Consider the following 24,900-nt stretch of genomic DNA (forward strand, 5'->3'; position numbering starts at 1 on the left):
ATCCCAGTCTCTTTTATCACTGGCAAACAGGTTACTGTTGAAACTTTATCAAGAATAACAAGAGCCGTATGACGGGAGACTGTCACGTACGGTTCTGTGAGAGGCTTAGGGGTGAGATTCCCCTTTGCCTACTCGGCGTGACACCTTTCATTTTGCCCTTGTGCCCCTTTCTACCGCAAGGCAGGTTCGTGGCGAAAGTCTCTCGCTGATACAGGAGATTCAAAAGATTTTACACAGATGTGATGTTGATTAGTTCCATGCAACTTAAAAACATCACCATTTTTATTTCCTTTGCTTTTTTACTGTGTAAGTTATAAGCATTAAAAAAAATAGAGTTTATCCGCATCTGTTTTGTGGTTTCATGAAATATGAATATTCAAGTATAAAACGTGTTAATTCATTAATGAATTTTTGATAAAAATTTTTTTTAACTAAAAACTTGTTTCTTTCTTTCTTTCTTTCTTTCTTTCTTCAAACTGTTCTTATAGGCAGTTTTATTTATCAGCACGTTAGTATTGTTTATAGCCTTAGTTAAAAAAAAACTCTTTAAAACTAATTTATCGATGAATAAGTTAAATCCGCTTAAGAATCTTGTATGTTTATTTTTGTTGGCATGCCAATCGAATGAAGTATCTCATGAAGCTCTGGTAATTCCCGAGGAGTCTTCTGAATCTTGGTCACTCTCTGAATTGGTCAAAAATGTTGAGTATGTGCCTCTTTTTGGAGAAGTCGGGAATGTTCCGTTTGAAGCGGATAAATTAGTAATTACAGAGAAATGGATTTTTCTGGGAGACTTTACTTTTTCAAGCTCAATTATTGTTTTTGAAAAGTCAACGGGGCAACTTGCTTCTTTACCTCTGAATAGGGGTGAGGGCCCATCTGAAGTACGAGAAGTTAAAGACTTTTGGGTGGACTCAGACATCTTGTTTGTACTTGATGGAGTTGGGAGAAAAATTTTACCAATAGAGGTGAATGATGATGGTTTTAATCTCCGAAGTCCAATTCCTTTAGAAGTGCCTTTAAGAAAATTTGCCAAGACCCAAACAGGCTATGTTGGCCTTACGGGAGGAGGTCAGGAGTATGCGTTAGTTTTTTTAAATGAAGAAGGTAAAAAGTTACAGTTTCACTTACCCTTTACCATAGAGTATTTAATGAATCCGCTGAATCCTTTTCATCAGGTATTAGATGGATTTGAGCAAAAGATATTGCTCCATACTCAGTTTTCTCCAACGATTTACAGGGTGGACCGTGGTGAACTTGAGGAATATATGCATTTTTGGTATAAAGGAAATGCTGTAAAAGCACCGGTTCAAACAGATTTTAGATTGGATCAAGATGGATTTAATCAATTTATGGAGACCATGTCCTATCAGCCATCTTTTTTCAATCTTTTTGAAGCGACATCTGAACAGTATTTACTATTTTATATCATTCAGGAAGTACCTAAAATGGCCTTGGTGGATGATGAGTCGGGGATTAGTCTCAGGTTTGATGCTATAAAAAATGACTTGAGTTTTGATCAGCCATTTCCTAAAGTTATTGGAGTAGACGCTAATCAATTTTTGGCCTTTCTTTCCAAAGATCAAATAAATCAACAAGATGAATCCTTTTCAGGATCTCAACTCCAGTCAATCATACAATCGAATCCAGATGCTAAAGCATTTGTATTAACCTTTTCTTTAGATCTGTCATCTCTGAAGTGATTAGGTTAGGCTTCGATAAAAAAGTCAAAGGTTCTCACAGATACAGGAGATTAAACTGATTTCACACAGATATAATTTACCTCATCTGCTCCTAAAAACAGCGTCTTTGCGCCTTGGCGTGACACCTTTTCCTTTGTGCCCTTGTGCCTTTGTGGCATTCTCCCTTAGATCACCATAAAGAAAAACACCAATGCCACAGCCAATACCAAAATCATCTTCTTGGCTTTTTCTTGGAGCTCTTCGGCTACTTTGCGCTGACGCATGACCATCACGGCAATGCTTAGCCCAAAGAATTGTAGTAGGATGCCTACACCATTCAGAGGACCCATAGGCAAATTCATAAACAGAAAGTTTTTATTGATTAAAGGGATTAAGCAAATGATAATACCGGTAATACCGAATAAGAAGGAGCGCTGCAATAAGAGTCCGGAGTCTTTTTCTTTCCAGTTCATGGGGTGATGTGTTGTTTTCGTGTCTGTAAATAACGCTCCATTTCCTGGAGAGTTAGGGTATTGAAGGTTTTTTCTTTGGTTAGTCCGCCCTTTCTACCTACCAAAACCCCATATTTCATATCCAAATACCCATCCATTTCATGAGCATCAGGATTTATTGATAGCATGACGCCTTGTTCCATCGCATACTGTATCCATCTCCAATCCAAGTCCAACCGCCAAGGATGGGAGTTAATTTCAATCACTACTCCATGAGCTGCACAAGCATCAATGATGACTTTATGATCGATAGGATAGCCCTCTCTTCTTAATAACAATCTTCCCGTAGGATGTCCAAGAATGGTGGTGTAGGGATTTTCGATGGCTTTCAGCAAGCGGGCAGTGGCTTTTTTCTTGTCCATATTCAAGGACGAATGAATGGAAGAAACGATGAAGTCAAAACTAGCCAAGACCTCGGTAGGGTAATCCAAACTCCCATCCAATAAGATGTCACTTTCAATTCCTTTGAAGATTTTGAATGGAGCCAACTCTTTGTTGAGCGCGTTGATTTCCTGATGTTGCTGCTGTACTCGGTCTATATCCAAGCCTCCTGCATAGGAAGCAGTACGGCTATGGTCTGAAATCCCTAGATACTCATAACCCATGGCTTTGCAATGCTCCGCCATCTGTCGTAAGCTATGTTTGCCATCGGAATACGTAGAGTGATTATGCAATATCCCTTTCAAATCAGAAAGCGTCAATAGCTTATCCAACTGACCTTGTTGGGCAAGTTCAAATTCAAAAAGCCCGTCTCGTAATTCCTCGGGTATAAGGGGAAGGTTGACTTTGGTATAGATGACTTGTTCGCTTTCTACTTCAGGATTCCCTTGGATGATTTCTGCCAAAGTTTGGTTTTCTGCCAAGGGATACAGCAAGTGAGCTTTGGTGGCTGTTCGGAGCATTTTTTCGCTAACAAAGCGATTCTCAGGAGCGAAATGAATGATCAGCTGAACTTCCGGCTCGATTACCTTGCCTCTCCATTTGAATGGGCTGGAACTCTTTTGGTCTTTCGCCAAGTTTTCCAAGGTTTCCAGTTTTTTAAGAGCTTCTTTCGCTTCATTGGTGCCGATTAAAACTTCAATCACATCGATGATTTCCATTTTTCTGGCATATGCTCCTACGAAGCAAGCCTTGGTAATACCGAGCTTTTCTTTCAATTCTTGTAGAACATTCTCAGCGGTTTCCTCTATATCTGCATAGAGCCATTTTCCCTGATTAGCCGCTTTGAATTCCAATGCTTGAATGATGCTTTCCTGCGTTTTTTCACCAAAACCCTTCGCTTTTGCCACTTGACCGGATTGACAAGCCTCCATGAGTTCATGGGTGGAGGTGATGTTCAATTCATCCCACAGGATTTTTACCTTTTTTGGTCCCAATCCTTTAATCTCCAAAATTTCCAAAATCCCCTCTGGGGTACGCTGAAGCAAGTCTTCCAAGACTGCATGCGTCCCTTTTTCTTGAAGCGCCACGATTACTTCCGCAATACTTTTACCGATGCCTTGAATGGATTGCAGTTCGGCGATTGACTTTCCCTCAATGGAAGCATCCCCTCGGTCAATGGTATTCACTGCGGATTGGTAGCTTCGGATTTTGAAACTGTTTTCATCATGCAGCTCCATAAGCTTGATGATGAGTTTGAGATGTCTAAGGATTGTTTTCTGGTCCAAAATGTCAAAAAGGTTGTTTGAATAGTAAGACAAATGTCATCAATTATTGTTTTAAAATGAAATTCAGAAAGTGTATCTTACATTTTTAAAAATCAATGCATATGCAGTACTGGCTTGTAAAATCTGAACCGGAGGAATACAGTTTCCAAGATTTGATGGAAAAAGAGGATGATGTTTGGGATGGGATTCGCAATTATCAGGCGCGCAATTTTTTGAAATCCATGCAATTGGGGGATTTGGTTTTGTTTTATCACAGTGGGAAAGAAAAAGCCATCGTGGGGGTCAGTAAGGTGGTGGAGGAAGCCTTTCCGGATCCTAAAGCTACTGATGGAAAAGGTTGGGTAGCGGTCAGGTTGGCAGCAGTAAAGGAGTTTGCAATTGCTTTTACCTTGGCTGCGATCAAAGAAGATCCGCACTGCCACAGTCTTCCCTTACTCAAGCAAAGCAGACTATCCGTCATGCCAGTCGACAAAGAAGTATTTGATTACATTGTAGCTCAAGGAGGATGAAGAAGTTTGCATTGACATGTATTTTGATTGGCATGGCTTTTTTATCCCACGCACAAATCACCTTTCTTAATAGGCATGAGGTAGAGATCAAATTCATGGAGAATGATTTCATGTTGATGATTGATGGAGAGCGCGTCGTTGGTTTTCGGACTTTGCCAGAGCGTGGATTTAATCTTAAAACCAAATTACAATTTTTCGTGGCTGACCAAGAATTGAACTCCGAACCTATTCATGAGGTGGGAATTAAGGATAATTTTGATTTGCTTGGATATGATATTGATGAAGGGATATTTTATGTCTTACTGCAAAAAGGGACAACACTTAGTACAGACAAATATTTAATTGCGATAGACCTGCAAAGTAAGGAAGCTACGGAAGTTGACCTGAGCAAATTGTTGGGCATGGAGCTTCAGGAGTTTGTCGTTTTTGATGGGAGTGTTGCGCTTATGGGTTTGATTGAAAATAGACCGGCAGTTCAGCTCTTCCGATTGGAAGATGGGAGTATTTTTACCTTAGAAGGAATTTATTTCCGTGATAGTAAAATTTTGCAAGTAAGAAAAGACTCCGAATTAGGCTTGCTAGATATTTTGGTATCTAAGCGTAATCGCTTCAAAGAAAAGCAACTCACTTTATTGAGCTTTGATAATCAGGGGAACAAGATGCGGGATATATTGATGCAGGATTCCGAAGATCGGGAAAATGAATTGGTAGAAGGGGTGCTGACAGGGATTCAGGATTACCAACAACACATGTTGGGAACCTTTGGCTTACGAAGGAGAGAAGCTTATCGAGGCTTGTACATTTCAGAAATCAATCAATTTGGGGAGTATGAAATGAAAAAGTATACCTTGGAAGACTTCCCCAATTATTACGCGTACCTTACCGAAAAGCAAGAGCTAAAAAAGATTCGAGCTATAGAAAAAACTATTGAAAAAGGAAAAATCCCTACCATTAGACCAGTCTTTACGCTTCGGGAGATTATTCCTACTCAAGAGGGATTTTTGATTTATACCGAAAATCTAACCATCAATAATCCTCGGTATGCAGCCCGTGATGGGATGTATTCTCCTCAAGTAAATGCAAATCAGCGCATGTTTTATGACCCGAATTTTATGGGAGGACCTTGGGGAGTCCGAAATCCAGGGTTCCGCACGATGAATGCAATGACTCCTACCGAGTACCGTTATCATGCTGCCTATATGATTTATATACACCGGGATGGACGTGTTTTGTGGGATAATGCCATCAATTTATTCAATCATACCCGTATCATTCCCGGAAAATACGGAGAGGTACATTTCGATGGGAGCAAACTGCATTTCCTCCATTTGGATGGAGTGAAAATCTTGGCGACGTATTTAAAGGATGGAGAAATGAAGTTTTTGAATGAGGAATTTGAAATTCAACTGATGGATGAAAATGCCCGGATTCGGGAAACAAAAGAAGAATCCTTGGAACTTCGTTATTGGTACGATGATTTTTTTCTGCTTTCGGGGAAGCAAAAAGTACGGTACATGGATGAAAATATGAGAGAGGCTACTAGGGACGTCTACTTTTTGACAAAAATTAGAGTGGATGGAGATCTTTTCACGGGAGAGCAAAAGTCTAGGATGCTTCGTAATGCAAAATAAGAATGCCCATCTAGTGTCACCGAATAATTCGGCTATCCAGGTTGAGTGGATACGATTTTATTGTTAGGGAAGGAAATAGATCTGCTTGCGGGTTGATTACCAGATTTAGAGAAGTAGGGTCTACAATAGAAGGCACAGCAAACCCCAATCTTCCTGCAGTCAATAGCTTATTACCAAAATTCATAGAAGCCTGTATTGCAGGTAGGCTATTCCATCCAATAGGTAGTTCTGAAAGATTCGGTATAAAAATATGTTCGGAAGGTAAATCAAACTCGATTACAGTGTAGAGTATATGTCGCTCTGAAGAGAAAAGCTCCGGATCAATTGTTAGTCTTTCCAATAAAGCTACTGAGAGACTAGCGCCTGCATACAGAGCAGGAGTTCCGGGTAAATTCCATCTTCCACCATAACGTTTGGCACCTTCACCACTCGTATCAGCATATTTGGTCAAGGCGATTCTATAGGCCTTCATCAGCATCACACGGCTATGCCATGCTGCAAGCGCATGATCTCGGACTTTAAGATGTCCAAGCCCTCCGATACGTCTATCAAGTCCAAGGGCTTACGATTGCCAATGGAAAATAATGGGCGCTCCATCCATTTGCGGAAACCTTCCAAGCCAAAATAAGAGATGCCCATAGCGTATAACTCCGCCAACTCAAACATCTTTTCTGATTGGATGGTATCAAATACTTCTTTGCGCTGTATGGTCTTGGCAGAAATGCCCAATGCTGCTGCTAAGGTATTGTAATCCAAACCTGCGATTGCTTTGAGGCTTTCGAAAGATTCCTTGCGGAGCCCATCTCGAAAGGTGTCAACACGGGTCAATGGCTCGTCAAAAAAGCCACTGTCCATATTGAGAATGGAGTCTATTGAAAAAACAGCTTTGCCATAAGCAGCTACTGCAGGCTCGCTAACTTTGGGAGATTTTTTGGCCATGACATTAATCGGTAAATTGTCCTCTAATATAACGTAATTTGTCCAAAAATGATTTCATCTAATTGATTTTTTTAAAAAATTCTAACTGTTGACTGAGAGATAAATTCTATGAAGACCTTTTAAATGCAAAATCCCCAAGCAAAAGTGCTTGGGGATGTGTATTTAGATGTAAGATCTATTACTTGGCGTAGCTTACTGCTCTCATTTCTCGAATGACAGTAATCTTGATTTGGCCTGGATACTGCATTTCCTTTTCAATCTTTTGAGAGATGTCAAAAGAAAGTTTGCTTGCTGTTTGATCATCTACATTGTCGGCATCTACCATTACCCGCAATTCGCGACCGGCCTGCATGGCGAAGCATTTGTTTACGCCGTCAAAGCTCAAGGCTAGATTTTCCAGTTCCTTCAGACGCTTGATGTAACTATCCATGATTTCTCTTCTCGCGCCTGGTCTGGAGCCGGATACAGCATCGCAAGCCTGTACGATTGGGGAAATCATCGTTGTCATCTCGATTTCGTCATGGTGAGCACCAATGGCATTGCATACTTCTGGATGCTCTTTGTACTTTTTAGCGAGCTCCATACCCAAGATTGCGTGAGGTAGTTCCGCTTCTTCTGGATATACTTTCCCAATATCGTGTAAGAGACCTGCTCTTTTCGCCAGCTTGGCATTTAGGCCCATTTCAGCTGCCATGGTAGCACACAGACGGGCCACTTCCTTGGAGTGATGCAATAAGTTTTGACCATAAGAAGACCTGAACCTCATACGGCCTACCATCTTGATAAGCTCAGGATGCAAGCCATGAATGCCTAATTCTATACAGGTTCTTTCTCCGATCTCTACAATCTCCTCTTCGATGTTTTTCTCGGTCTTTTGAACTACTTCCTCGATTCGAGCAGGGTGAATACGTCCATCCTGAACCAAACGGTGGAGGGAAAGTCTCGCTACCTCTCTTCTCACAGGGTCAAATCCGGAAATAATGATTGCCTCAGGCGTATCATCTACAATGATTTCAACACCTGTAGCTGCTTCCAAAGCACGGATATTTCTACCCTCTCTACCGATGATTTTACCTTTGATATCATCTGATTCAATATTGAATACGGAGACACAGTTTTCAATGGCATGCTCTGTTGCTGTACGTTGAATAGTGTCCAAAACGATCTTTTTGGCTTGCTTAGTCGCTGTAAGTTTGGCATTGTCCAAGATGTCTTTGATGTGGGAAGAAGCCTTGGTCTGTGCCTCATCTTTCAGCATTTCCACCAATTGTTCTCTGGCTTCTTCTTTGGTCAGCCCTGCGATCTTTTCCAAGTCTGCGATCCGCTGACTGGTCACTCGGTCCAATTCTTCCTTTTTTATTTGCACCGAATGCAATTGAGCTTGTAGATTTTCTTTTTTGGAATCCAGTTCAGCTTCTTTCCGCTTGATTTGCTCCAATTCTTTGGAGAGTACCTGCTCACGTTGCTTGATTTTGTTTTCGTTGGTGATGATGATGTTTTTCTTCTTATTCATCTCCTCCTCAAACTCCGACTTCAGCTTCAGATACTTTTCTTTGGCTTCCAGAATACGATCCTTCTTCAATGCTTCTGCATTGATTTCAGCTTCACGGACAATGCTTTTAGCTTTGTCTCGTGCTTCATCCTCGATTTTTTTACTATTGTTTTTTACAAGTACACTGGCTAAACCAGCTCCTACAGCTAGGCCAACCAAGCCTGCCAGGATAATAAATAATACGGTTGCTCCCATAGGTAATATATAGTTTATTACGCTACCTTCAGGGGCTTAAAAATCTACCACCAATTGAGGTCGGTACGATAATTATAAAAGAGATTCGAGCTGTTGATTGATGCGTTCTACGTTGGATTTTATCAATTCACTGTCTTCACTATTGATGAGATTCTGTTCCATGGACTCGACAACTGCGTCAAATGCTACCATGGCTAACAAGTCCTGTCTATCATCCAAGCCAAACTCATCGCGGTATCTTTTGATTTTATCGTTAATCAACTTGCCTGCATGTCTGATTTTTGCTTCATCCTCTGCTTTCACCTTCATGGGGTACTCTCGGTCCCCGATTTTGATTCGTATTGAAAGTGTTTCCATATCACTCAGACAAATAGGCTATTATATTGTCAATTTCCTGTATATAATTATTGATTTTTTCTCTCAATTCGGCAGACTCTAAGTCCTCTACCGGTATGCTGTTTACAAGTTTAGCGATTTTAATTTGATTTTTAAAATCCTCCAAGGTACGTTCTTTCGCTTCCAGTTGATTTCTCAAGGAAACTAACTCAGACTGCAAAGTTTCATTGTCTTTTTGAGCCTGCTGAATTTTCTTGCCCAGCTGCTGAACGAGCTTCTCGGTACGTTGGAGTGATTCGTGAATCATATTATTTTCGGATATATGCCCCTACCTCGTTTTCAAAACTTTGAATCAATCGGGACATGGTCTTTTCAATTACTTTGTCTGTTAAGGTCTGCTCAGTGTCCTGCAAGTAAAAGCTCAATGCATACGCCTTTTTTCCAGCCTCGATTTTATCTCCCTGATATACATCAAAAGCACCCATGCGCTGCAATAACTTCCCTCCAGCTTTCAAAGCTACCTTTTTAATCTGATCGTAGGAAACCTCTCGGTCAATCACCAAAGAAAGGTCCCTTCTTACTTCTGGGAATTTAGAAATTTCTTGGAATTTTTTCATCCCACTTGCTTTTTTACCTAACAAGTCCCAATCCAATTCTGCGTACCAAACTTCTTGTTTTACTTCCGCTAGCTTAGCTAAGGATTCCTGTACCAAACCCGCAGTCCCCAATACTTTTTCTCCAAGTTTCAACTGCAGGGCATAGTCAAATGGCACTTCGTGAATGATTTCCGTGCTTGCATTGCTGATACCTAGTTTTTCTAGCAAAAGCTCCACGGCTGCATACAGGTCAGTAAAGCTCAATTTTTTCGAAGGTTCTAGCCAACTTTCTGCAGCTTTATCACCCGTCATAAACAGGGCAATTTTTCTTCCCTCTGCATAAGCCTCAGAAGCTTTGGCATAGACAGTACCGAACTCAAATACTTTGAGGTCTTTTTGTCTACGGTTGATGTTATGTGCCAAGACTTCCAGTCCTGAAAAGAGTAAAGTTTGGCGCATTACACCTAGATCTTCACTCAATTTATTGAGGATTTCTACATTCTGAGCTGGATTTAAGAAGCCTGATTTTTCTACATAGGTTGGCTTGGTCAGGGAGTTGGTGATGATTTCGTGAAATCCTCTTGAAGCCAATAATTCACTTAAGCGTAGTTGGAGCTTATTAAGATCTTTGCTTGGATGCTCAGCTAGGTAGTCTGATTGTTGGTTTTCGCTTAACTCTACATTGTCAAATCCATAGATTCGTAGAATTTCTTCGATGACATCTGCCTCTCTTGTTACATCTACTCGGTAAGGCTTTACCTTCACCGTAATGTTTTTCTCTGTTTCCCCAATATAATTAATTTCTAAGGACTCGAGAATCTCCCGAATGGTTGATTTTTCTAGTTTTTTGCCAATCAAGCGATCAATGTTGGCATAACTAACCTCAATAATACGGTCCTCGACTGCTTGTGGATACAGGTCAATAACCGGTGAAGAGATTTCTCCACCTGCGAGTTCTTTGATGAGCATCGCAGCTCTCTTTAATGCATATACCGGCATATTCGGGTCAGTGCCGCGTTCGAAGCGGAAAGAAGCATCTGTTTTCAGGCCATGAAATTGAGAGCCCTTTCGGATGATGTCAGGAGAAAAATAAGCGGACTCTAGGAAAATACTGCTAGTCTCATCTGTGACACCAGAGCCTTTTCCTCCAAATACTCCAGCAATACACAAGCCTCCTTTTTCATCACAGATCATCAATTCATCACCGGATAGTTTCCGTTCCTTCTCGTCCAAAGTCAAGAAAGGAGTGTCCTTTGCTAGTTTTTGGACGATGATTTTCCCTCCTTGAATTTTATCAGCATCAAAAGCATGTAAAGGCTGTCCCAAATCATGCAAAATGAAATTGGTGATATCGACAATATTATTGATAGGATCCAGGTCCAAGGCTTTCAGGTAGTTTTGTAACCATTCAGGAGAAGGACCCACCTTTACATTAGAAATCGTCAACCCTGCATAGCGAGGGCAATCAGCTGCATTTGCCACTTCAACAGGGATGATGCGTGATTCGTTGTCATGCTTGAAACCATCCACAGAATGCATGCAGATTTCCCTTCTTAAAAGTGCTTTGAGATCACGTGCCACGCCTAGGTGAGAGGCAGCATCCGCTCGGTTAGGTGTCAGACCTATTTCAAAAATATAATCATTGACAATATTGAAATACTCAGCTGCAGGTGTTCCATTGGGTAGATCTGTATCCAACACCATGATACCTGCATGGCTTTCACCGATGCCTATTTCATCTTCAGCACATATCATTCCTTGGGAAACCTCCCCACGGATTTTAGCTTTTTTAATTTCGAAAGAATCTCCCGTAACAGGGTATAATGTGCAGCCTTCTGTGGCAACAATTACTTTTTGTCCTTGTGCTACATTAGGAGCGCCACATACAATTGGGACTACCGCCGAACCAATATCTACGGTGGTTACGCTTAGCTTATCGGCATTGGGATGTCTTTCACAGGTGAGTACCTCTCCTATGACTACACCTTTGAGACCGCCTTTGATGGATTCAAATTGCTCAATTCCTTCAACTTCCAGTCCACTTCCCGTAAGCAGAGCCCCGATTTCCTCAGGACTTTCTTGAATGGCAATGTAGGTTTTGAGTCTATTATATGAAATTTTCATTTGTTCTGCTTTTCAAAATGATGCACAAATTTAAGATAAAAGCTGTAGGCAGGAAGCCTTGAGCCGAAAAAGTGTAGAATTTGAAAGCAGAAGGGTAGAAAGGCGCAAAATCTGAGTGTTTAGCCTTTCACATAATCTTTTTCACCAGCTTCAATAGCTATTTCCAAGATATTTTCTCTAGGCGGGAGGGGGCAGGCATATTCTGGGTTATATGCGCAGTATGGATTGTATGCTAAGTTGAAGTCTATAGTGATGCTGTTTTTACCGTCCTGTTTTAAGTTCAAGTAGCGACCTGCACCATAGGTGCTTTCTCCACTAGTGGCATCTGCAAAGGCAAGGAAAAAATTCCGCTTATCCGTTTCTCGTGCGGCTTGTAAGAGTAAAAGTCGCACTTGTTGACCCTGAATCTGAAACTCAGCATAAGAGTGCTTGAGGTATTTTTCAACACTGCCATCTGTCATAGGGATTTCCAGCATTTTGCGATCTTCTACGGGGACCATTTTTGCTCGAATACGGTAGGAGGGATCTATGGGGAAAAAATCCAGTTCACCCAAAGCCTTTTTTTGCTCTTCTGTCAGTGGAGATTCTGCATTGAAGCGGAGGTATTTGTACTGTCTATCCCGCTCTCGCTCAATTTTGTCTATATAGACATCTTCGTTGTCTACACCAGTCAACATGTATGCAAAAGCCATGGCTATCACCGCCAATACTCCAAATAAAATGATAGTTCGGGTTGTCATGAGTTATAGTAATCCTTCATCTGCGAAGCTAAAATAGGCAACATCTGTGAATATCAGGTGATCGAGTACGGATACTTCCAGATTTTTGCCTACATCAACCAGTTTCTGTGTCAAACGACGATCCTGTTCGGAAGGTTTAACATTGCCTGATGGATGGTTGTGAACCAAAATCATACCATTAGCCGTGCATTCCAAGGCATATTTGAAGATGATTTTAGGATCTGCTACCGTTCCGGTGGTGCCTCCCGAACTTATCAGCTGTTTTTTAATGACATAATTATTGCGGTTCAGATACAAAGCATAAAAATGCTCTATGGGCTCGTCCAGCAAATCAGGCTTCATCAATTGCCAAACATCCGAAGAAGAGGAGATTTTGAAACGTTTGGATTGCTCGGTAATTAGTTTACGCCTCCTGCCCAGTTCAAGTGCCGAAACGATACTGATGGCTTTTGCTTCCCCTATGCCTTTGAATTTTTTGAGATCTGTGATTGATTTTTTAGCCAATTCAGATAAGTCATAGTTACAATGCTTAAGAATGTACTTGGCTAAGTCTACCGCACTCAGAGATTTGGTGCCCGAACCAATGAGAATGGCCAAAAGCTCTGCATCAGACAAATGTGCTTTGCCACGAAGTAATAGTTTTTCCCGTGGACGGTCATCTTCCGCTAAAAGAGCGATTTTGATCGAATTATATGCTTCCATAAGCCCAAGTGGTTTTGATGAAAAATCAAAAAAGCTATTGGATAAAAGTATTAACTGGGCTCAAAATAAAAAAGCCCTGACATCTCTGACAGGGCAATTTAAACGTTTAAGTTTGTATTAGGCTAATGCATTGACCATTTTAGTCAATTTAGACTTCTTGTTAGATGCATTGTTCCTATGAATGATGTTCTTCTTAGCAAGTTTGTCAATCATGGATGTTACTGTTTTCAATAACTCCTGAGCCTCAGCTTTATCAGTAACATTTTTCAGCCTTTTGATAAACGTACGAGTCGTTTTGTGCTGATATCTGTTTCTCAATCGCTTGGCTTCGTTTGCACGGATTCTCTTTAGTGCGGATTTATGATTTGCCATATCTTAATTTACTTAAATTCTTTTGATACACCCCAATTCTAAACGGAGTGCAAAACTAATACAAATATTTTTAACTGCAAAGGGATTTTCAAACAAAACCTTGTTGAGTATGAAAATCATATGTGATTCTAGTATTCCCGCCGAATACTGCAAAGGTAGTACTTTTCAAGGGATTCAAGCAATCTTCTATTCATAAAATTTAAAAGTCCCACCGTATTTCCTGCAAATTGACCGATTAGCCTTGGGTTAAAAGGGGGTGAAATGGTAAGGTATTGCTAATTAGTCGATTAAATAAACGTTTAACTTCCGTGGTTTTTAAGGAATCTCTGTTGTATTCCCGTAGCTTTAACTTTCATGATTGCCTGGTTTAACGTTGGTACTGCCTGTCTATGAAAAATCGTTGGAAAAGATTTCTAAAACAAGCTTTGTTGATGGCTTTGCTGTTGGTGAATGTTGGGGAGGGGTATGCTTGGGGCTTTTTTGCACATCGAAGGATCAATAGACAGGCCGTATTTTCTTTACCTCCGGAGATGTTTGGTTTTTTTAAATATCACATAGACTTTATTACGGAGAATGCCATCAACCCTGATCGAAGGAGGTATGCAGTCTTGGGAGAGGCAGAAAAACATTATATTGATATAGAGGCGTATGGTGACAGTGCGTTATACAAGCTTCCCCGCTATTGGCATCAGGCTTTGGAAGTCTTTGAGGAGTCCTACCTGAGAGCACATGGAATTGGGCCTTGGAATGTCTATCATGTCAAATTACAACTGACCAATGCTTTTTTGAAGAAGGATAAAAAAGCGATTTTAAGATTATCGGCGGATTTGGGACATTACATAGCGGATATGCATGTGCCATTGCATACTACACAAAATTATAATGGGCAACTGACCAATCAACATGGAATTCATGCGTTTTGGGAAAGTAGGATTCCCGAACTTTTGGTGGATGAGTATGATTTTTTTGTTGGTCAGGCGCTATACATAGAAAGACCTCAGCTCGCAATTTGGTCGGCAGTTGAGGGTGCTCATGCTGCTTTGGATTCCGTACTCCGTTTTGAACGGGAGCTTTCGGATCGTTTTGATGAAGATAAAAAATTCACTTATGAAGAAAGGGGAGGTATCAATACCCGTTTGCATTCCCGGCCATTTACCATGGCTTATCATGAAATGCTTGACGGGCAAGTGGAGCGGCAGATGCGGGCAGCCATCAAATTGGTGGCTGATTTTTGGTACACCGCATGGATAGATGCAGGCCAACCGGTTTTGCAAGATTTATTGGATATCAAAGAACAGTTGCCTGAGGAAAAATTTGACACCAAAGATCCATTACCTGTGCGGGAACATGAAAACGGATTGGAGTTCTCGCTGAATGCGCTGAATTCGCGGGAAGAAGAAGATATTGGTTGATATTGGATATTAGGATATTGTGGAAAGGATAGATTCTTTGGGTTAGATGCCTGAAATAAGGAAGGGGATATTGGTTGATATTAGATATTGAGATATTGCTGGGTGGAGATGTTTTTTGGGGTAGTTCGAAGAAATGAGTGGGAATAAGGTTGAAATAAGGTTCGGGATATTAGTTGATATTGGATATTGATGGATATTAGATTCATGTCGTAAGAACGATTAACTTAATTAACCTAATTGCTAAACACCTAATTACCAATCACTTAATCAATTAAATAACCAATCACTCAATCAACTCAATAACCAATCACCTAATCAACTCAATAACCAATCACCTAATCAACTCCCATTAATTTTCTAACTCTTGAGATACTCATCTACTGCAGCGCCTAGACGTTCGAAGGTATGGCGGAAGGTTTGTTCATCTTCTTCGAGTAAAGTCACTCGGAACCCTCTGAGATCGGAGCAAAAGGAAGAAATCGGTACCACGCAAATCTGATGAGCAGCCAATAAATAATACACAAAACGCTTATCCAAAGGCATATCAGGCTCTAACCAAGATTCCAATTTTTCACGGAGAGCAGGATTTTCTATTGCCAAGGATTGTCCTTCCTTTAGCGCACCCTCCTCAAAAACAATGGTATTGTAAAAAGCTCCCTGGGTAGGATTGAATTTGATGCCAGGGATTTTTCCCATAATCTCTGCCATGATGCGACTTCGCTTACCGATTTTTTCATTTTCAGCTAATCGGTAGTCTTGATAGGCGGGATGCTGCATGATTTTGGGAATCGAAAGTTGAGGCAGGATAGTAGCGCATACCTCAATCATCTTGGCATTTTCTAGGGTTTGACAGAGCTTTGCAAATTCCTTAGAAGCTGTCCGGTTATAAAATTCCATCCAACCACAACGTGAACCGGGCCAAGGGAATTCTTTAGAAATACCCTTTAAGGAAATCGCAGGCAAATCTCCGATGACTTCAGCCAATGCCACCGCCTGTACGCCATTGTAGGTGATGTTTTGATAAATTTCATCTGCAATCAACAGGAGTTTAAACTCCCTAGCGATATCAACAAAGCCCTTTAATACTTCTGCTGGGTAAACCATCCCGGTAGGGTTATCAGGATTGATGATCAGAATCCCGACAATGGAAGGATTGTATTTCACTTTATTATACAAGTCTTCCATATCCGGTAGCCATTGATTATCAGGGTCTAGTTTGTAGGTGATTGGGGCGGTATTCGCATGCGCTGCCTCTGCCGAGCTATGCGTGCTGTAAGCGGGGGAGGGGCCAATGATCCGGGCAGTAGGGATTAGAAATTGGTATAATTTAGCAATGGCATCTCCCAACCCATTGAAAAACAAAATATCATCAACCGTTATTTGGGCTCCTTTTTTCTCATTGTTGAGACCTGCTAAAAATCTCCTGGTCTCCAATACCCCCTTTGAATCCGCATAACCGTAAGTTTTGTCATTCAATACCAACTCCGAAACAATCCCTTTCATCCAAGTCGGAATTACATTGTTTTTCTGAATAGGGTCCCCTATATTTTCCCAAGTGATGGGATATCCTAAGGCTTCAATTTCTCTGGCTTTTTTGACAATGCCTCTGATTTCGTAGGAAAGTTCTTCCGCTCCCGGGCGTAAAAGTAAATTTCTCATATGCTGGCCTGTGTTTCGTTGGTAAAGGAACAAAAAACAGACCTTTTTTTTGAAGATTTTTAAAAATTACTTTTCAGTTTTTGATTCTCTCGCTTTTCTTGTCAGCATGGCATTCCAAAAAAATAGAACCGATGCAAGAACTATTAAAATAGCATTTATTATGGATGGGATATCTATCCATCCCATGAATTTTACTACCAAAGTTATACCCAATAAAATGAAGACCGCATGATAGGCAATGGGCACATGTTTTTGTATCATAGTTTTATGGGTTATTTGTTATGGTTAACGAAAGTTTATTGTTTAAGTTGCGCTCATTAGTTATGTTTATAATGAACGAGTTTGAAGGGTATCGATCGAATTTCTATTTGTTGATAAAAAATTAAATGTCAAAATGTTTTGACTTAATGTAAAGTTTGTTTTACATTTGGTAAAAAATAATTGACACATGATTCCAAATTTCTTATTTCCTCATTATTTCAAATGGATAGGCTGGGTCTTGTTTGGCTCGGGCGTACTTGGTCATTTGATTTTTGGATTTTATTACTTCTTGCTTTTCTTATCACTGGCTCTGTTGGGTTTGTTTATTGTCGCATCATCCAGGCAGCAAGTGGAAGACGAGATGATTCAAAGCATCCGTCTCCGTTCCCTACAAACTTCCGTATTTGCCCAAGTACTTTTCATATTGGCTTTTTCGGTGTTGGATGATTGGAAAGGAGAAGGCTTGGTCAATTTGCCAATTCCGGCAGTTTTAGCGGGGATACTGTTTATAGGGATTTATTTGCTGGTCTTCTATTATAAAATTTATCGATTGGATCATGAAGAATAGCATCAAGGTAGAACGGGCAAAAAAGAACATGACGCAACAGGAACTGGCGGAGTTGATCCAAGTCAGTCGTCAGACGATCAACTCCATTGAAGCAGGAAAATATGTACCTTCTACGGTGCTTGCATTGAAAATTGCCAAGCTTTTTGGACAAGCTGTGGAGGCGATTTTTGAGCTGGAAGAAGGTGATTGAGGAATTAAATCTATGTATAAACTCTAAAATTTTGAAGGTATGAGAAAATTGAAAATGCTCGGCTTTATGGGCATTGTCTCTCTAGGGATAATGTCCTTCGTATGGAAATTTGAATTACTCAAATTAGAAGGACCAAGACAGGAATTGGTATTTGAGGAAAAGAATGAAGACTTTCAGGTAGCTGTTTATCGGGAGCGGTTTATCACTGGGACATCGCATCAAGGATTTGCTGTAGGACCTCAGATGCTCCAAAAATCTGGAGACTTGAAGGAGGTTTTGGGAGTATTGATGGATGTGGGCAATATTGAATTGAAATTTAAAGATGAGCGGCAATACAATGCGGATATCAAAACCAGTAAACCGTTGAAACTTTTACAAGGTGAAATTGCTGCGTTGGTGTTGGATAAAATGGGTTTGTTGGTTGAAAAGGAGGAGAAAATTGTTTCCGTCCAAAAACTTAGTGTGGTGGATTGGGATAAAGCGACTGATGCAAAAAAGGAAATGGGTCCAGGGGTATTAACCTATCGGGAAGTGAAAAATAACAGCATGAATTTGTTTGGGTATACCTTGAATGAGGTAAAGAAAGAATTGGAAGACTTATTTCCAGAAGCCCATTTTTCTACAACTTCTGATCAGAGCAATCAACCTTTGTACCTCACATTTTCAGACATCAGAAAAATAGATCGTGTGCTCGCAGAATTAGCGGAACAAGGAATTGCCCTTGAGGAGTCTAGCGAAAGCAGGGATTTTTGGCGAGTTTATAAGAAAGACTAGTGGGTAAATAGGTTCAAGTAAATCACGTTGAAATTTCGCGTCAAAAAATAAAAAAAGCCAAAGAAAAAAAACATAAATGAAGCGTATGCTTAAAGTACGCTTCAATTTTAATCCTCCTGTCTGTTTTTCGACTCCTTTTCAATTTTCCGTTCATGGGCTACTTGAAGTATTAAAGATGTCATCACCAAGGACATGGCAACAGCAGTCATCCAGCTTTGATTTAGCAATGCTAAAACGCCCAGTAAGATGGATGCAAAGAGTAATACCACACGATGTTTCAATCCCCAGCTCATCTTTTGATTTTTCTTTAAATATAAGGTTTTTCGATAAATCTGTTTATAAAAGAAAGACTCGGGACCACACTCGCCCCGAGTCTTATATCTTATGTCTAGCGTCTTATTTCTACACAACAAATCCCTACTTCGTACTTCGTACTTGGTTCTTGGTACTTGGTACTTGGTACAATGTACCTATCTCAACTTCTTATACTTTATCCTTCTCGGAGTCAAATCCCCTAGACGCTTCTTCTTGTTTTCCTCGTAGTCCGAGAAGTTGCCTTCAAACCAATACACCTGAGAATCTCCTTCAAACGCCAAAATATGCGTACAGATTCTATCCAAGAACCATCGATCGTGGGAGATAATCACTGCACATCCACCAAAGTTTTCCAATGCTTCTTCTAAGGCTCTTAGTGTGTTTACATCCAAGTCGTTGGTAGGCTCATCGAGAAGTAGCAAGTTACCGCCTTCTTTTAAAGTCATAGCCAAGTGAACTCTGTTTCGCTCACCACCGGAGAGTACGCCTAGCTTCTTTTCCTGATCCGATCCCCCAAAATTGAACTTGCTCACATAAGCGCGTGCGTTCACTTCTTTGTTGCCCAACTTCATCAGCTCATTGCCTTCGCTGATGGCCTGATAAACAGATTTATTCGGATCTAAGTTATCGTGTTCTTGATCTACGTAAGCCAGCTTCACCGTATCACCCACTTCAAAATTACCAGCATCCGGTTTTTCCTGACCGGTAATCAATTTAAAGAGCGTAGATTTACCCGCACCATTTGGTCCAATGATTCCTACAATTCCCCCTTGTGGCAGACTAAAGCTGAGATTTTCAAATAAGAGCTTGTCACCATAGGCTTTAGAAACTCCATTCACCTCAATGACTTTGGCTCCCAATCGTGGGCCCGGAGGAATAAACAATTCTAATTTAGCTTCTTTCTCTTTGGATTCTTCGGACACCAATTTGTCGTAAGCAGATAGACGGGCCTTTCCTTTAGACTGTCGGGCTTTGGGTGACATTCGAATCCATTCCAATTCACGTTCTAAGGTTTTCTGTCTTTTGGATTCTGTCTTTTCTTCCTGCTTCAGGCGTTGCTGCTTTTGATCCAACCAAGAAGAGTAGTTGCCTTTCCATGGAATACCTTCCCCTCTGTCCAGCTCCAAAATCCAACCAGCCACATTATCCAAGAAGTAACGGTCGTGGGTTACTGCAATAACAGTTCCTTTATATTGCTGCAAATGTTGCTCTAACCAATGCACGGATTCTGCATCCAAGTGGTTGGTAGGTTCATCCAGTAATAATACATCTGGCTCTTGTAAAAGAAGTCTGCACAAGGCTACGCGTCTTTTTTCACCACCGGAAAGGTTTTCTATCAGTGCATCACTTGGCGGTAGACGGAGTGCATCCATGGCTCTTTCAAGCATAGTATCCAATTCCCACGCATTAGCTGCGTCTAATTTCTCTTGAACCTCTCCCTGCTTGGTAATCAGTTTGTCCATGGCGTCCGGGTCCTCCATCAGGGCAGGATCCATGAATTTTTCATTGATTTCTTCAAATTCCTTCAACAAAGCCACTGTACCCGCAACAGCCTCCTCTACGATATCCTTAACGGTTTTGGTAGGGTCTAATTTAGGTTCCTGCTCTAGCATGCCTACGGTGTACCCTGGAGACCATACTACCTCGCCGATAAAATCCTTGTCTAGTCCTGCTATGATCTTCAACAAAGAGGATTTTCCCGAACCGTTAAGACCTAGGACTCCGATCTTGGCTCCGTAGAAAAATGACAGGTAGATATCTTTTAATACTTTTTTCTGTGGGGGATAAATTTTGGATACCCCGGCCATTGAAAATATAATTTTTTCTCCGCTCATGGTTTACTCTTAGATTTGCTAAAACGCAAAGATGCCAAAAAAATAGCTTTCTTAGGATAAATGCTTTTGAATTAATTAATTTGCAGAAAATTAAGAATTGGCTACCACGCAACCAACCTATTAAATCATCATGGAGCATCCATACGGGTACATCAAAGATAACAAGGTTTATCTCAAAGGATTTTTGAATCAGCCAGATCGGGTGATTGGAGAAGTAAAAGAAGACGAAGCAAGTACACTCAAGTATTTTGAGGATAGATTTGTAACGCTTATCGAAAAAATAAATCAGCTTAAAAAAGATATAGAAGAGAATCAAAACAAGGGTTCCTTTTTGATGAAGCTGTTACATTTAAAGGATTCCTTGTACCAATACGATGCGTTGGGAGATTTTATTCCATTGATTGAGGATTTGGAAAAGGTTCAGAACTACCTGGAAGATATTATTCAGAAAAACAGGGAGAAAAATCTGGAGATTAAGAAAGGGCTGATTTTAGAGGCTCAATCCATGCAACACGATACGGATTGGAAAAATACCTCTGAGGCATTTAAAAATCTGAAGATGCGTTGGATCAAAACAGGGCCTGTAGAGAAAGAGCTGGAAGCTAGCATGGAGGAGGAGTTTAATGCCATTGTAGATGGTTTTTTTGAAAACAGGAAAAATTTCTTCGAAGGCTTAGCCTTACAGGCCGAGGAGAATATTAAAGTTTACGAATCCCTTGTACAGCAGGCGAGAGATGCATTTGCTATGCAGGATCCAAAATTATCCTTTGAGATTTCCAAACGAATTCAAAAAGAGTGGAAAGCGGCCGGAAAAGTTCCTGCAGAAAGAAGGCAGCCACTATGGGATGAATTTTCTAAATTAAATAACCGGATTTTTAGCAGATTTAAGCGTTCTATGCAGACAGAGCCTGAAATGCGTCCATGGGAATTGATGAAGAAAATGGAATCCATGCTGGAAGAAATAAAAAAATTGGCTCATGCTGAAACAAGTTTTGCTGTTGTTTCGTCTGCGAAGAAATTACAAGCTGATTGGAAGAGATTACCACAGCGAAAGCCAAAGGATGCAAATCTATTGATGCGTTCTTTTACATTCTTCTCTGAAATGGTATTTGAAAAGCAGTTCTTGGATAAACTTGCAAATGGCAAGTACGCAGATTTTAGACAAAAAGACATTTCAGAACAGAAAAAGATCAAATCGTCTATTTTAAGAGATTTGATTCATCGGGATGAAACAGAATTGGCTACTATCCGTGATAATGCAGAGAAGGTTCAAACCAACGAACCAGATTTCGAGATTATGCTTAGAAGAAAAATAAGTGCCTTCAAAAGAAAGGTTGATGTAAAAAATCAGATCTTGAAGGAACTTTCAAATAAATAATTGGTTAACAGTTGAATATTTAAAACAATTTCTATTTTTGCAAGCCGTTGAGGCACAAACAAAAAATTAATAAGCTATGTACTGGACACTAGAACTAGCATCTTATTTAGAAGATGCACCATGGCCTGCAACCAAAGACGAGTTGATTGATTATGCAATCCGTTCAGGTGCTCCATTGGAGGTAGTAGAGAATCTCCAAGAACTCGAGGATGATGGCGAGCCTTACGAGAATATCGAAGAAATCTGGCCTGATTATCCCACGAAAGATGATTTCTTCTTTAACGAAGATGAATATTAATATGAAAGCCTCAGTAATGAGGCTTTTCGTTTTATAATCCAAGCACGTTTTTGAGCTTGATATATCCTGTTTTGCTTACTGGAATTTTTTCTCCTTTACTTAAAAGTACAATATAAGCGTCCTTTTCGTAGGATTCAAGTTTGGTGATTTCTGAAACTTTAACAATGAAAGACCGATGCACCCGCACAAACTCTAAAGGAGCCAATCCTTTTTCATAGAAGCTGAGTGTTTTATTTTTTAAGTGTTTTCCCTGCGTGCTGTAAATGTTTACATAATCATCATTAGCTTCTAGGTAACGGATTTCATTGACCGGAATGATGATGATTTCTCCTTTTTCTTTCAATACGATTCTGCTGAGGAATTCTTCTTGAATATCGGTTCCCCCGGTAGCTTGCTTGATATTGCTTTGCAGTTTTTCGATAGCCTTTGCAAATCTGCTTTTGGAAAAGGGTTTTAATAGATAATCCACAGCCGCATTATCAAAAGCTTTTACAGCGTACTGTTCGTATGCGGTTGTAAAAATCACTGCTGGAGGATTGTCAAGTAATTCCAGTAGCTCGAGTCCATTGATTTTAGGCATTTCTATATCCAGAAAGACGAAATCAGGCTGATGTGTTTGTATGGCTTTCATCCCATCAAAGCCATTATGGGCAACTGCATAGACTTCTATCATTGGAAAGTCCAAAAGGTATTCCTGAATCAAAGTTGTCGCCAAAGGTTCGTCGTCAATGATGATTGTTTTCAGTTGCATAATGTGGGATGGTTAGTTCTACGGAGAATGTATTGGTGCTTTGTTGGATTTTTAGGAGATCACTTCTACCAAAGAGTAATTGCAGGCGTCGATTTACTGCTTCTAAACCGAATCCACTGCCTTTGGCCTGACCTGCCTGAGGGTCAAATGGGTTTTGAATATAGACGATAAGGTTGCCATTTTTTTCTGAAATCTGAACTGAAATAGTTACCTCTCCAGTCATCCCATAAAGACCATGCTTGATGGCATTTTCCAATAAAGGCTGAATCATCAGTTGGGGTATCTTTAGTTTTTTTGAAGCTTCATCCTGGGTGATCGTTACCAAAAGCCTACTTCCAAACCGTACTTTTTCTATGTACAAAAACTTTTCTATTTGGGAAAGTTCTTCCTCCATGCTGATCCATTGATTTCCATCTCTTCGAATAGTTCCTCTGAGGAAGTCAGCTAATTCTACAACCATCTCTCTGGCTTGTTCTGGTTGGGACTTTACAAGGGCTGATATAGAATTGAGACTGTTGAAAAGAAAATGAGGCTGTAATTGCTGTCTCAAATGATACATCTCTGCTTCTTTGGCGAGCCTCATTGAGTTGGCTTCTGTTTCTTTGATCTTTTGCTGATCCTCTAATTTCCCAGCAAGGAGTAATAGTATAGTCCAAAATTGGAAGAGTAGATAGAGGTAGGTACCCTTTAGATAACTACTGTTTTTGAGAAATTGAATATAGACTTCTTGGCTTGGGCTTATCATGGAGATTGTTCCATACCCTATGGCAGTAAAACCTGTTGAAAATACTAGAGGTAGTGCAATGCCAATCCAAAGTTGTCCCTTCTGAGGAATGTAGAAATTGAAAATATTCCCAAGTAACCAAGCACCTGTCAAAATACTCATGGTCTGCAAGCAAGACTCTATCAAAGCCTGGGATAAGCCCAGGCTATAAAAGTGTAACAAAGTAGCTACTGCAATAGTCCAGCTGCTCCCAATCAGGAGTATGACCATCCAATGGGTTTTGATTCCTTGTTGAAAAAGGTGCATAGCTTGCTTGAGTTGGTGAAAACCCTAGGATGTTGATCAACAAATTCCTAGGGTCGCTTAAGTTACTAAAAGGATTTGATTTCAAGTCCCCCAAATACTACTGAACCATATATTTTCAAGACTTTTGTCTTGTCTACTTTTGTTGGGTTATAAAATCTCTTGTCTTCTACACCAGCTGCGAAGACTGTCCCAATATTTACTTGCACATCCCAATGTGGAGGCACAACTAATTTGACACCACCAAATGCTACTTCCAAATTGATTGCAGCTTCACCTTCGATATCTGCTTGGGAAAAGTCGATTTCTGTGCCTCCAAATGTAGCGGAAACCTTACCTCCTTTGAAGTTTTTAGAGAAAATTCTGCGTTGGATTCCTGTAAATAGTGCTTGTGCATTCAAGACTTCTGCATGATCGAAGCCAGAGAAGTTTTGCTTAGACTCGCCAGTCTCAGGAATAATAGGCACTTCGCTTAGTTCAGGTGTTTCTTTTTTTGGAGCATTATAGTTTCGAAAGAAATCCTCATTGAATTTTTGGTTGTCTCTACTTCTTTTCAACATAAGATACAAACCGAAGAGAATTAATCCACCGGGAATGATGAATGGTTTAAGTTCGAAGGGTAAGCTGAAGTATTTACTTACAAGCATTACCCCTCCAAATATTACTAAGAAGATACCAAAGCCATTTTGGAAGTTATGTCTTGCCAATATCACTAAGCCTATAGCTATCAAAAGCATTGGCCAAGAAATTAACCAAAATGGGAATACAAAGCCCAGGGCCTTTAGCAGGAGTACTACACCTACCAAAAGTACGATCAAACCTGCTGTCAGGTCAGAGTTTCCGGAGTTGATGTTTTTAGTTGCCATTGTCGTATG

Annotated in this window: 27 protein-coding genes; 9 read left to right on the forward strand and 18 right to left on the reverse strand. The window is 40.4% G+C overall.

Translation table 11 applies throughout. From position 1 onward, the window contains the following. The first annotated feature begins 563 nt into the window (after window positions 1-563). Complete coding sequence (locus ACXIUD_RS01605) at window positions 564-1,703, forward strand: 6-bladed beta-propeller (RefSeq protein WP_458050891.1); 1,140 nt, start codon at window positions 564-566, stop codon at window positions 1,701-1,703. A 164-nt stretch (window positions 1,704-1,867) separates the two neighbouring features. On the opposite strand, the gene ACXIUD_RS01610 is transcribed toward ACXIUD_RS01605, so the two are convergent. Together ACXIUD_RS01610 and ACXIUD_RS01615 are read right to left on the reverse strand one after the other, a co-directional pair. Further along, the gene (locus ACXIUD_RS01610; RefSeq protein ID WP_458050892.1) at window positions 1,868-2,155 is read right to left on the reverse strand and encodes a hypothetical protein; all 288 of its coding nucleotides are present in this window, start codon (window positions 2,153-2,155) and stop codon (window positions 1,868-1,870) included. After that, window positions 2,152-3,813, reverse strand: coding sequence for a PHP domain-containing protein (locus ACXIUD_RS01615; protein ID WP_458050964.1), 1,662 nt, complete (start codon window positions 3,811-3,813; stop codon window positions 2,152-2,154). Before ACXIUD_RS01615 ends, ACXIUD_RS01610 begins: the two co-directional genes overlap by 4 nt. 149 nt (window positions 3,814-3,962) lie before the next feature. Between ACXIUD_RS01615 and ACXIUD_RS01620 the strand changes: the two genes are divergently transcribed. Further along, entirely contained in the window at window positions 3,963-4,370 is a 408-nt protein-coding gene (locus ACXIUD_RS01620) for an EVE domain-containing protein (protein WP_458050893.1), read from the forward strand. Beyond that, the gene (locus ACXIUD_RS01625) at window positions 4,367-6,001 is read left to right on the forward strand and encodes a transcriptional regulator (RefSeq protein ID WP_458050894.1); all 1,635 of its coding nucleotides are present in this window, start codon (window positions 4,367-4,369) and stop codon (window positions 5,999-6,001) included. Before ACXIUD_RS01620 ends, ACXIUD_RS01625 begins: the two co-directional genes overlap by 4 nt. A gap of 16 nt (window positions 6,002-6,017) precedes the next feature. Here the strand turns inward: ACXIUD_RS01625 and ACXIUD_RS01630 are convergent, their stop codons facing one another. The 9 genes from ACXIUD_RS01630 to rpsT all read right to left on the reverse strand — a co-directional run bounded on the left by ACXIUD_RS01630 (window position 6,018) and on the right by rpsT (window position 13,557). Continuing rightward, a complete protein-coding gene (locus tag ACXIUD_RS01630; protein ID WP_458050895.1) occupies window positions 6,018-6,473 on the reverse strand; it encodes an RES family NAD+ phosphorylase in 456 nt (151 codons plus the stop codon). A 5-nt stretch (window positions 6,474-6,478) separates the two neighbouring features. Further along, the gene (locus ACXIUD_RS01635; protein ID WP_458050896.1) at window positions 6,479-6,940 is read right to left on the reverse strand and encodes an antitoxin Xre-like helix-turn-helix domain-containing protein; all 462 of its coding nucleotides are present in this window, start codon (window positions 6,938-6,940) and stop codon (window positions 6,479-6,481) included. Window positions 6,941-7,118: 178 nt separating this feature from the next. After that, entirely contained in the window at window positions 7,119-8,687 is a 1,569-nt protein-coding gene (gene rny / locus ACXIUD_RS01640; protein WP_458050897.1) for a ribonuclease Y, read from the reverse strand. Window positions 8,688-8,759: 72 nt separating this feature from the next. Next, complete coding sequence (locus ACXIUD_RS01645; RefSeq protein ID WP_458050898.1) at window positions 8,760-9,044, reverse strand: cell division protein ZapA; 285 nt, start codon at window positions 9,042-9,044, stop codon at window positions 8,760-8,762. Window position 9,045: 1 nt separating this feature from the next. Continuing rightward, entirely contained in the window at window positions 9,046-9,330 is a 285-nt protein-coding gene (locus ACXIUD_RS01650) for a hypothetical protein (protein ID WP_458050899.1), read from the reverse strand. 1 nt (window position 9,331) lies between these two features. Beyond that, window positions 9,332-11,743 carry a phenylalanine--tRNA ligase subunit beta gene (pheT, locus tag ACXIUD_RS01655; RefSeq protein ID WP_458050900.1) on the reverse strand — a complete coding sequence of 804 codons (2,412 nt, stop codon included), beginning with the start codon at window positions 11,741-11,743 and terminating at the stop codon, window positions 9,332-9,334. A 119-nt stretch (window positions 11,744-11,862) separates the two neighbouring features. Continuing rightward, a complete protein-coding gene (locus tag ACXIUD_RS01660) occupies window positions 11,863-12,483 on the reverse strand; it encodes a DUF1684 domain-containing protein (RefSeq protein ID WP_458050901.1) in 621 nt (206 codons plus the stop codon). A gap of 3 nt (window positions 12,484-12,486) precedes the next feature. Next, on the reverse strand, window positions 12,487-13,185 hold the full coding sequence (radC, locus tag ACXIUD_RS01665; protein WP_458050902.1) for a RadC family protein: 699 nt from the start codon (window positions 13,183-13,185) through the stop codon (window positions 12,487-12,489). A 117-nt stretch (window positions 13,186-13,302) separates the two neighbouring features. Further along, entirely contained in the window at window positions 13,303-13,557 is a 255-nt protein-coding gene (rpsT, locus tag ACXIUD_RS01670) for a 30S ribosomal protein S20 (RefSeq protein WP_189582508.1), read from the reverse strand. A 431-nt stretch (window positions 13,558-13,988) separates the two neighbouring features. Here rpsT and ACXIUD_RS01675 point away from each other — a divergent pair, with 431 nt between their 5' ends. Then, window positions 13,989-14,969: a zinc dependent phospholipase C family protein gene (locus tag ACXIUD_RS01675; RefSeq protein WP_458050965.1), complete on the forward strand. Its 981-nt coding sequence runs from the start codon at window positions 13,989-13,991 to the stop codon at window positions 14,967-14,969. A 357-nt stretch (window positions 14,970-15,326) separates the two neighbouring features. On the opposite strand, the gene ACXIUD_RS01680 is transcribed toward ACXIUD_RS01675, so the two are convergent. Together ACXIUD_RS01680 and ACXIUD_RS01685 are read right to left on the reverse strand one after the other, a co-directional pair. Then, window positions 15,327-16,628, reverse strand: a complete 1,302-nt coding sequence (locus ACXIUD_RS01680) for a pyridoxal phosphate-dependent aminotransferase (protein ID WP_458050903.1) — start codon at window positions 16,626-16,628, stop codon at window positions 15,327-15,329. A gap of 66 nt (window positions 16,629-16,694) precedes the next feature. Then, window positions 16,695-16,889: a hypothetical protein gene (locus tag ACXIUD_RS01685; RefSeq protein WP_458050904.1), complete on the reverse strand. Its 195-nt coding sequence runs from the start codon at window positions 16,887-16,889 to the stop codon at window positions 16,695-16,697. 187 nt (window positions 16,890-17,076) lie between these two features. Between ACXIUD_RS01685 and ACXIUD_RS01690 the strand changes: the two genes are divergently transcribed. The 3 genes from ACXIUD_RS01690 to ACXIUD_RS01700 are packed head-to-tail and all read left to right on the forward strand — an operon-like array spanning window position 17,077 to window position 18,421. After that, on the forward strand, window positions 17,077-17,457 hold the full coding sequence (locus ACXIUD_RS01690) for a hypothetical protein (protein WP_458050905.1): 381 nt from the start codon (window positions 17,077-17,079) through the stop codon (window positions 17,455-17,457). Next, the gene (locus ACXIUD_RS01695) at window positions 17,447-17,647 is read left to right on the forward strand and encodes a helix-turn-helix transcriptional regulator (protein WP_458050906.1); all 201 of its coding nucleotides are present in this window, start codon (window positions 17,447-17,449) and stop codon (window positions 17,645-17,647) included. Before ACXIUD_RS01690 ends, ACXIUD_RS01695 begins: the two co-directional genes overlap by 11 nt. Before the next feature lie 39 nt (window positions 17,648-17,686). Then, on the forward strand, window positions 17,687-18,421 hold the full coding sequence (locus ACXIUD_RS01700; RefSeq protein ID WP_458050907.1) for a hypothetical protein: 735 nt from the start codon (window positions 17,687-17,689) through the stop codon (window positions 18,419-18,421). A 107-nt stretch (window positions 18,422-18,528) separates the two neighbouring features. Here the strand turns inward: ACXIUD_RS01700 and ACXIUD_RS01705 are convergent, their stop codons facing one another. Both ACXIUD_RS01705 and ettA read right to left on the reverse strand, forming a co-directional pair. Beyond that, a complete protein-coding gene (locus tag ACXIUD_RS01705; RefSeq protein WP_458050908.1) occupies window positions 18,529-18,714 on the reverse strand; it encodes a hypothetical protein in 186 nt (61 codons plus the stop codon). Window positions 18,715-18,891: 177 nt separating this feature from the next. Next, window positions 18,892-20,571: an energy-dependent translational throttle protein EttA gene (gene ettA / locus ACXIUD_RS01710; protein ID WP_458050909.1), complete on the reverse strand. Its 1,680-nt coding sequence runs from the start codon at window positions 20,569-20,571 to the stop codon at window positions 18,892-18,894. A gap of 130 nt (window positions 20,572-20,701) precedes the next feature. On the opposite strand from ettA, the gene ACXIUD_RS01715 reads away from it, so the two are divergent. Next, window positions 20,702-21,949: a DUF349 domain-containing protein gene (locus ACXIUD_RS01715; RefSeq protein ID WP_458050910.1), complete on the forward strand. Its 1,248-nt coding sequence runs from the start codon at window positions 20,702-20,704 to the stop codon at window positions 21,947-21,949. Window positions 21,950-22,025: 76 nt separating this feature from the next. Next, window positions 22,026-22,247, forward strand: coding sequence for a DUF2795 domain-containing protein (locus ACXIUD_RS01720; RefSeq protein ID WP_008625540.1), 222 nt, complete (start codon window positions 22,026-22,028; stop codon window positions 22,245-22,247). A 31-nt stretch (window positions 22,248-22,278) separates the two neighbouring features. On the opposite strand, the gene ACXIUD_RS01725 is transcribed toward ACXIUD_RS01720, so the two are convergent. The 3 genes from ACXIUD_RS01725 to ACXIUD_RS01735 all read right to left on the reverse strand — a co-directional run bounded on the left by ACXIUD_RS01725 (window position 22,279) and on the right by ACXIUD_RS01735 (window position 24,891). Continuing rightward, window positions 22,279-22,998: a LytR/AlgR family response regulator transcription factor gene (locus tag ACXIUD_RS01725; protein ID WP_458050911.1), complete on the reverse strand. Its 720-nt coding sequence runs from the start codon at window positions 22,996-22,998 to the stop codon at window positions 22,279-22,281. Next, a complete protein-coding gene (locus ACXIUD_RS01730) occupies window positions 22,973-24,028 on the reverse strand; it encodes a sensor histidine kinase (protein WP_458050912.1) in 1,056 nt (351 codons plus the stop codon). Before ACXIUD_RS01730 ends, ACXIUD_RS01725 begins: the two co-directional genes overlap by 26 nt. A 65-nt stretch (window positions 24,029-24,093) precedes the next feature. Further along, complete coding sequence (locus tag ACXIUD_RS01735) at window positions 24,094-24,891, reverse strand: LiaF transmembrane domain-containing protein (protein ID WP_458050913.1); 798 nt, start codon at window positions 24,889-24,891, stop codon at window positions 24,094-24,096. Between the last annotated feature and the right edge of the window lie 9 nt (window positions 24,892-24,900).

Source organism: Mongoliitalea sp. (assembly GCF_054166905.1).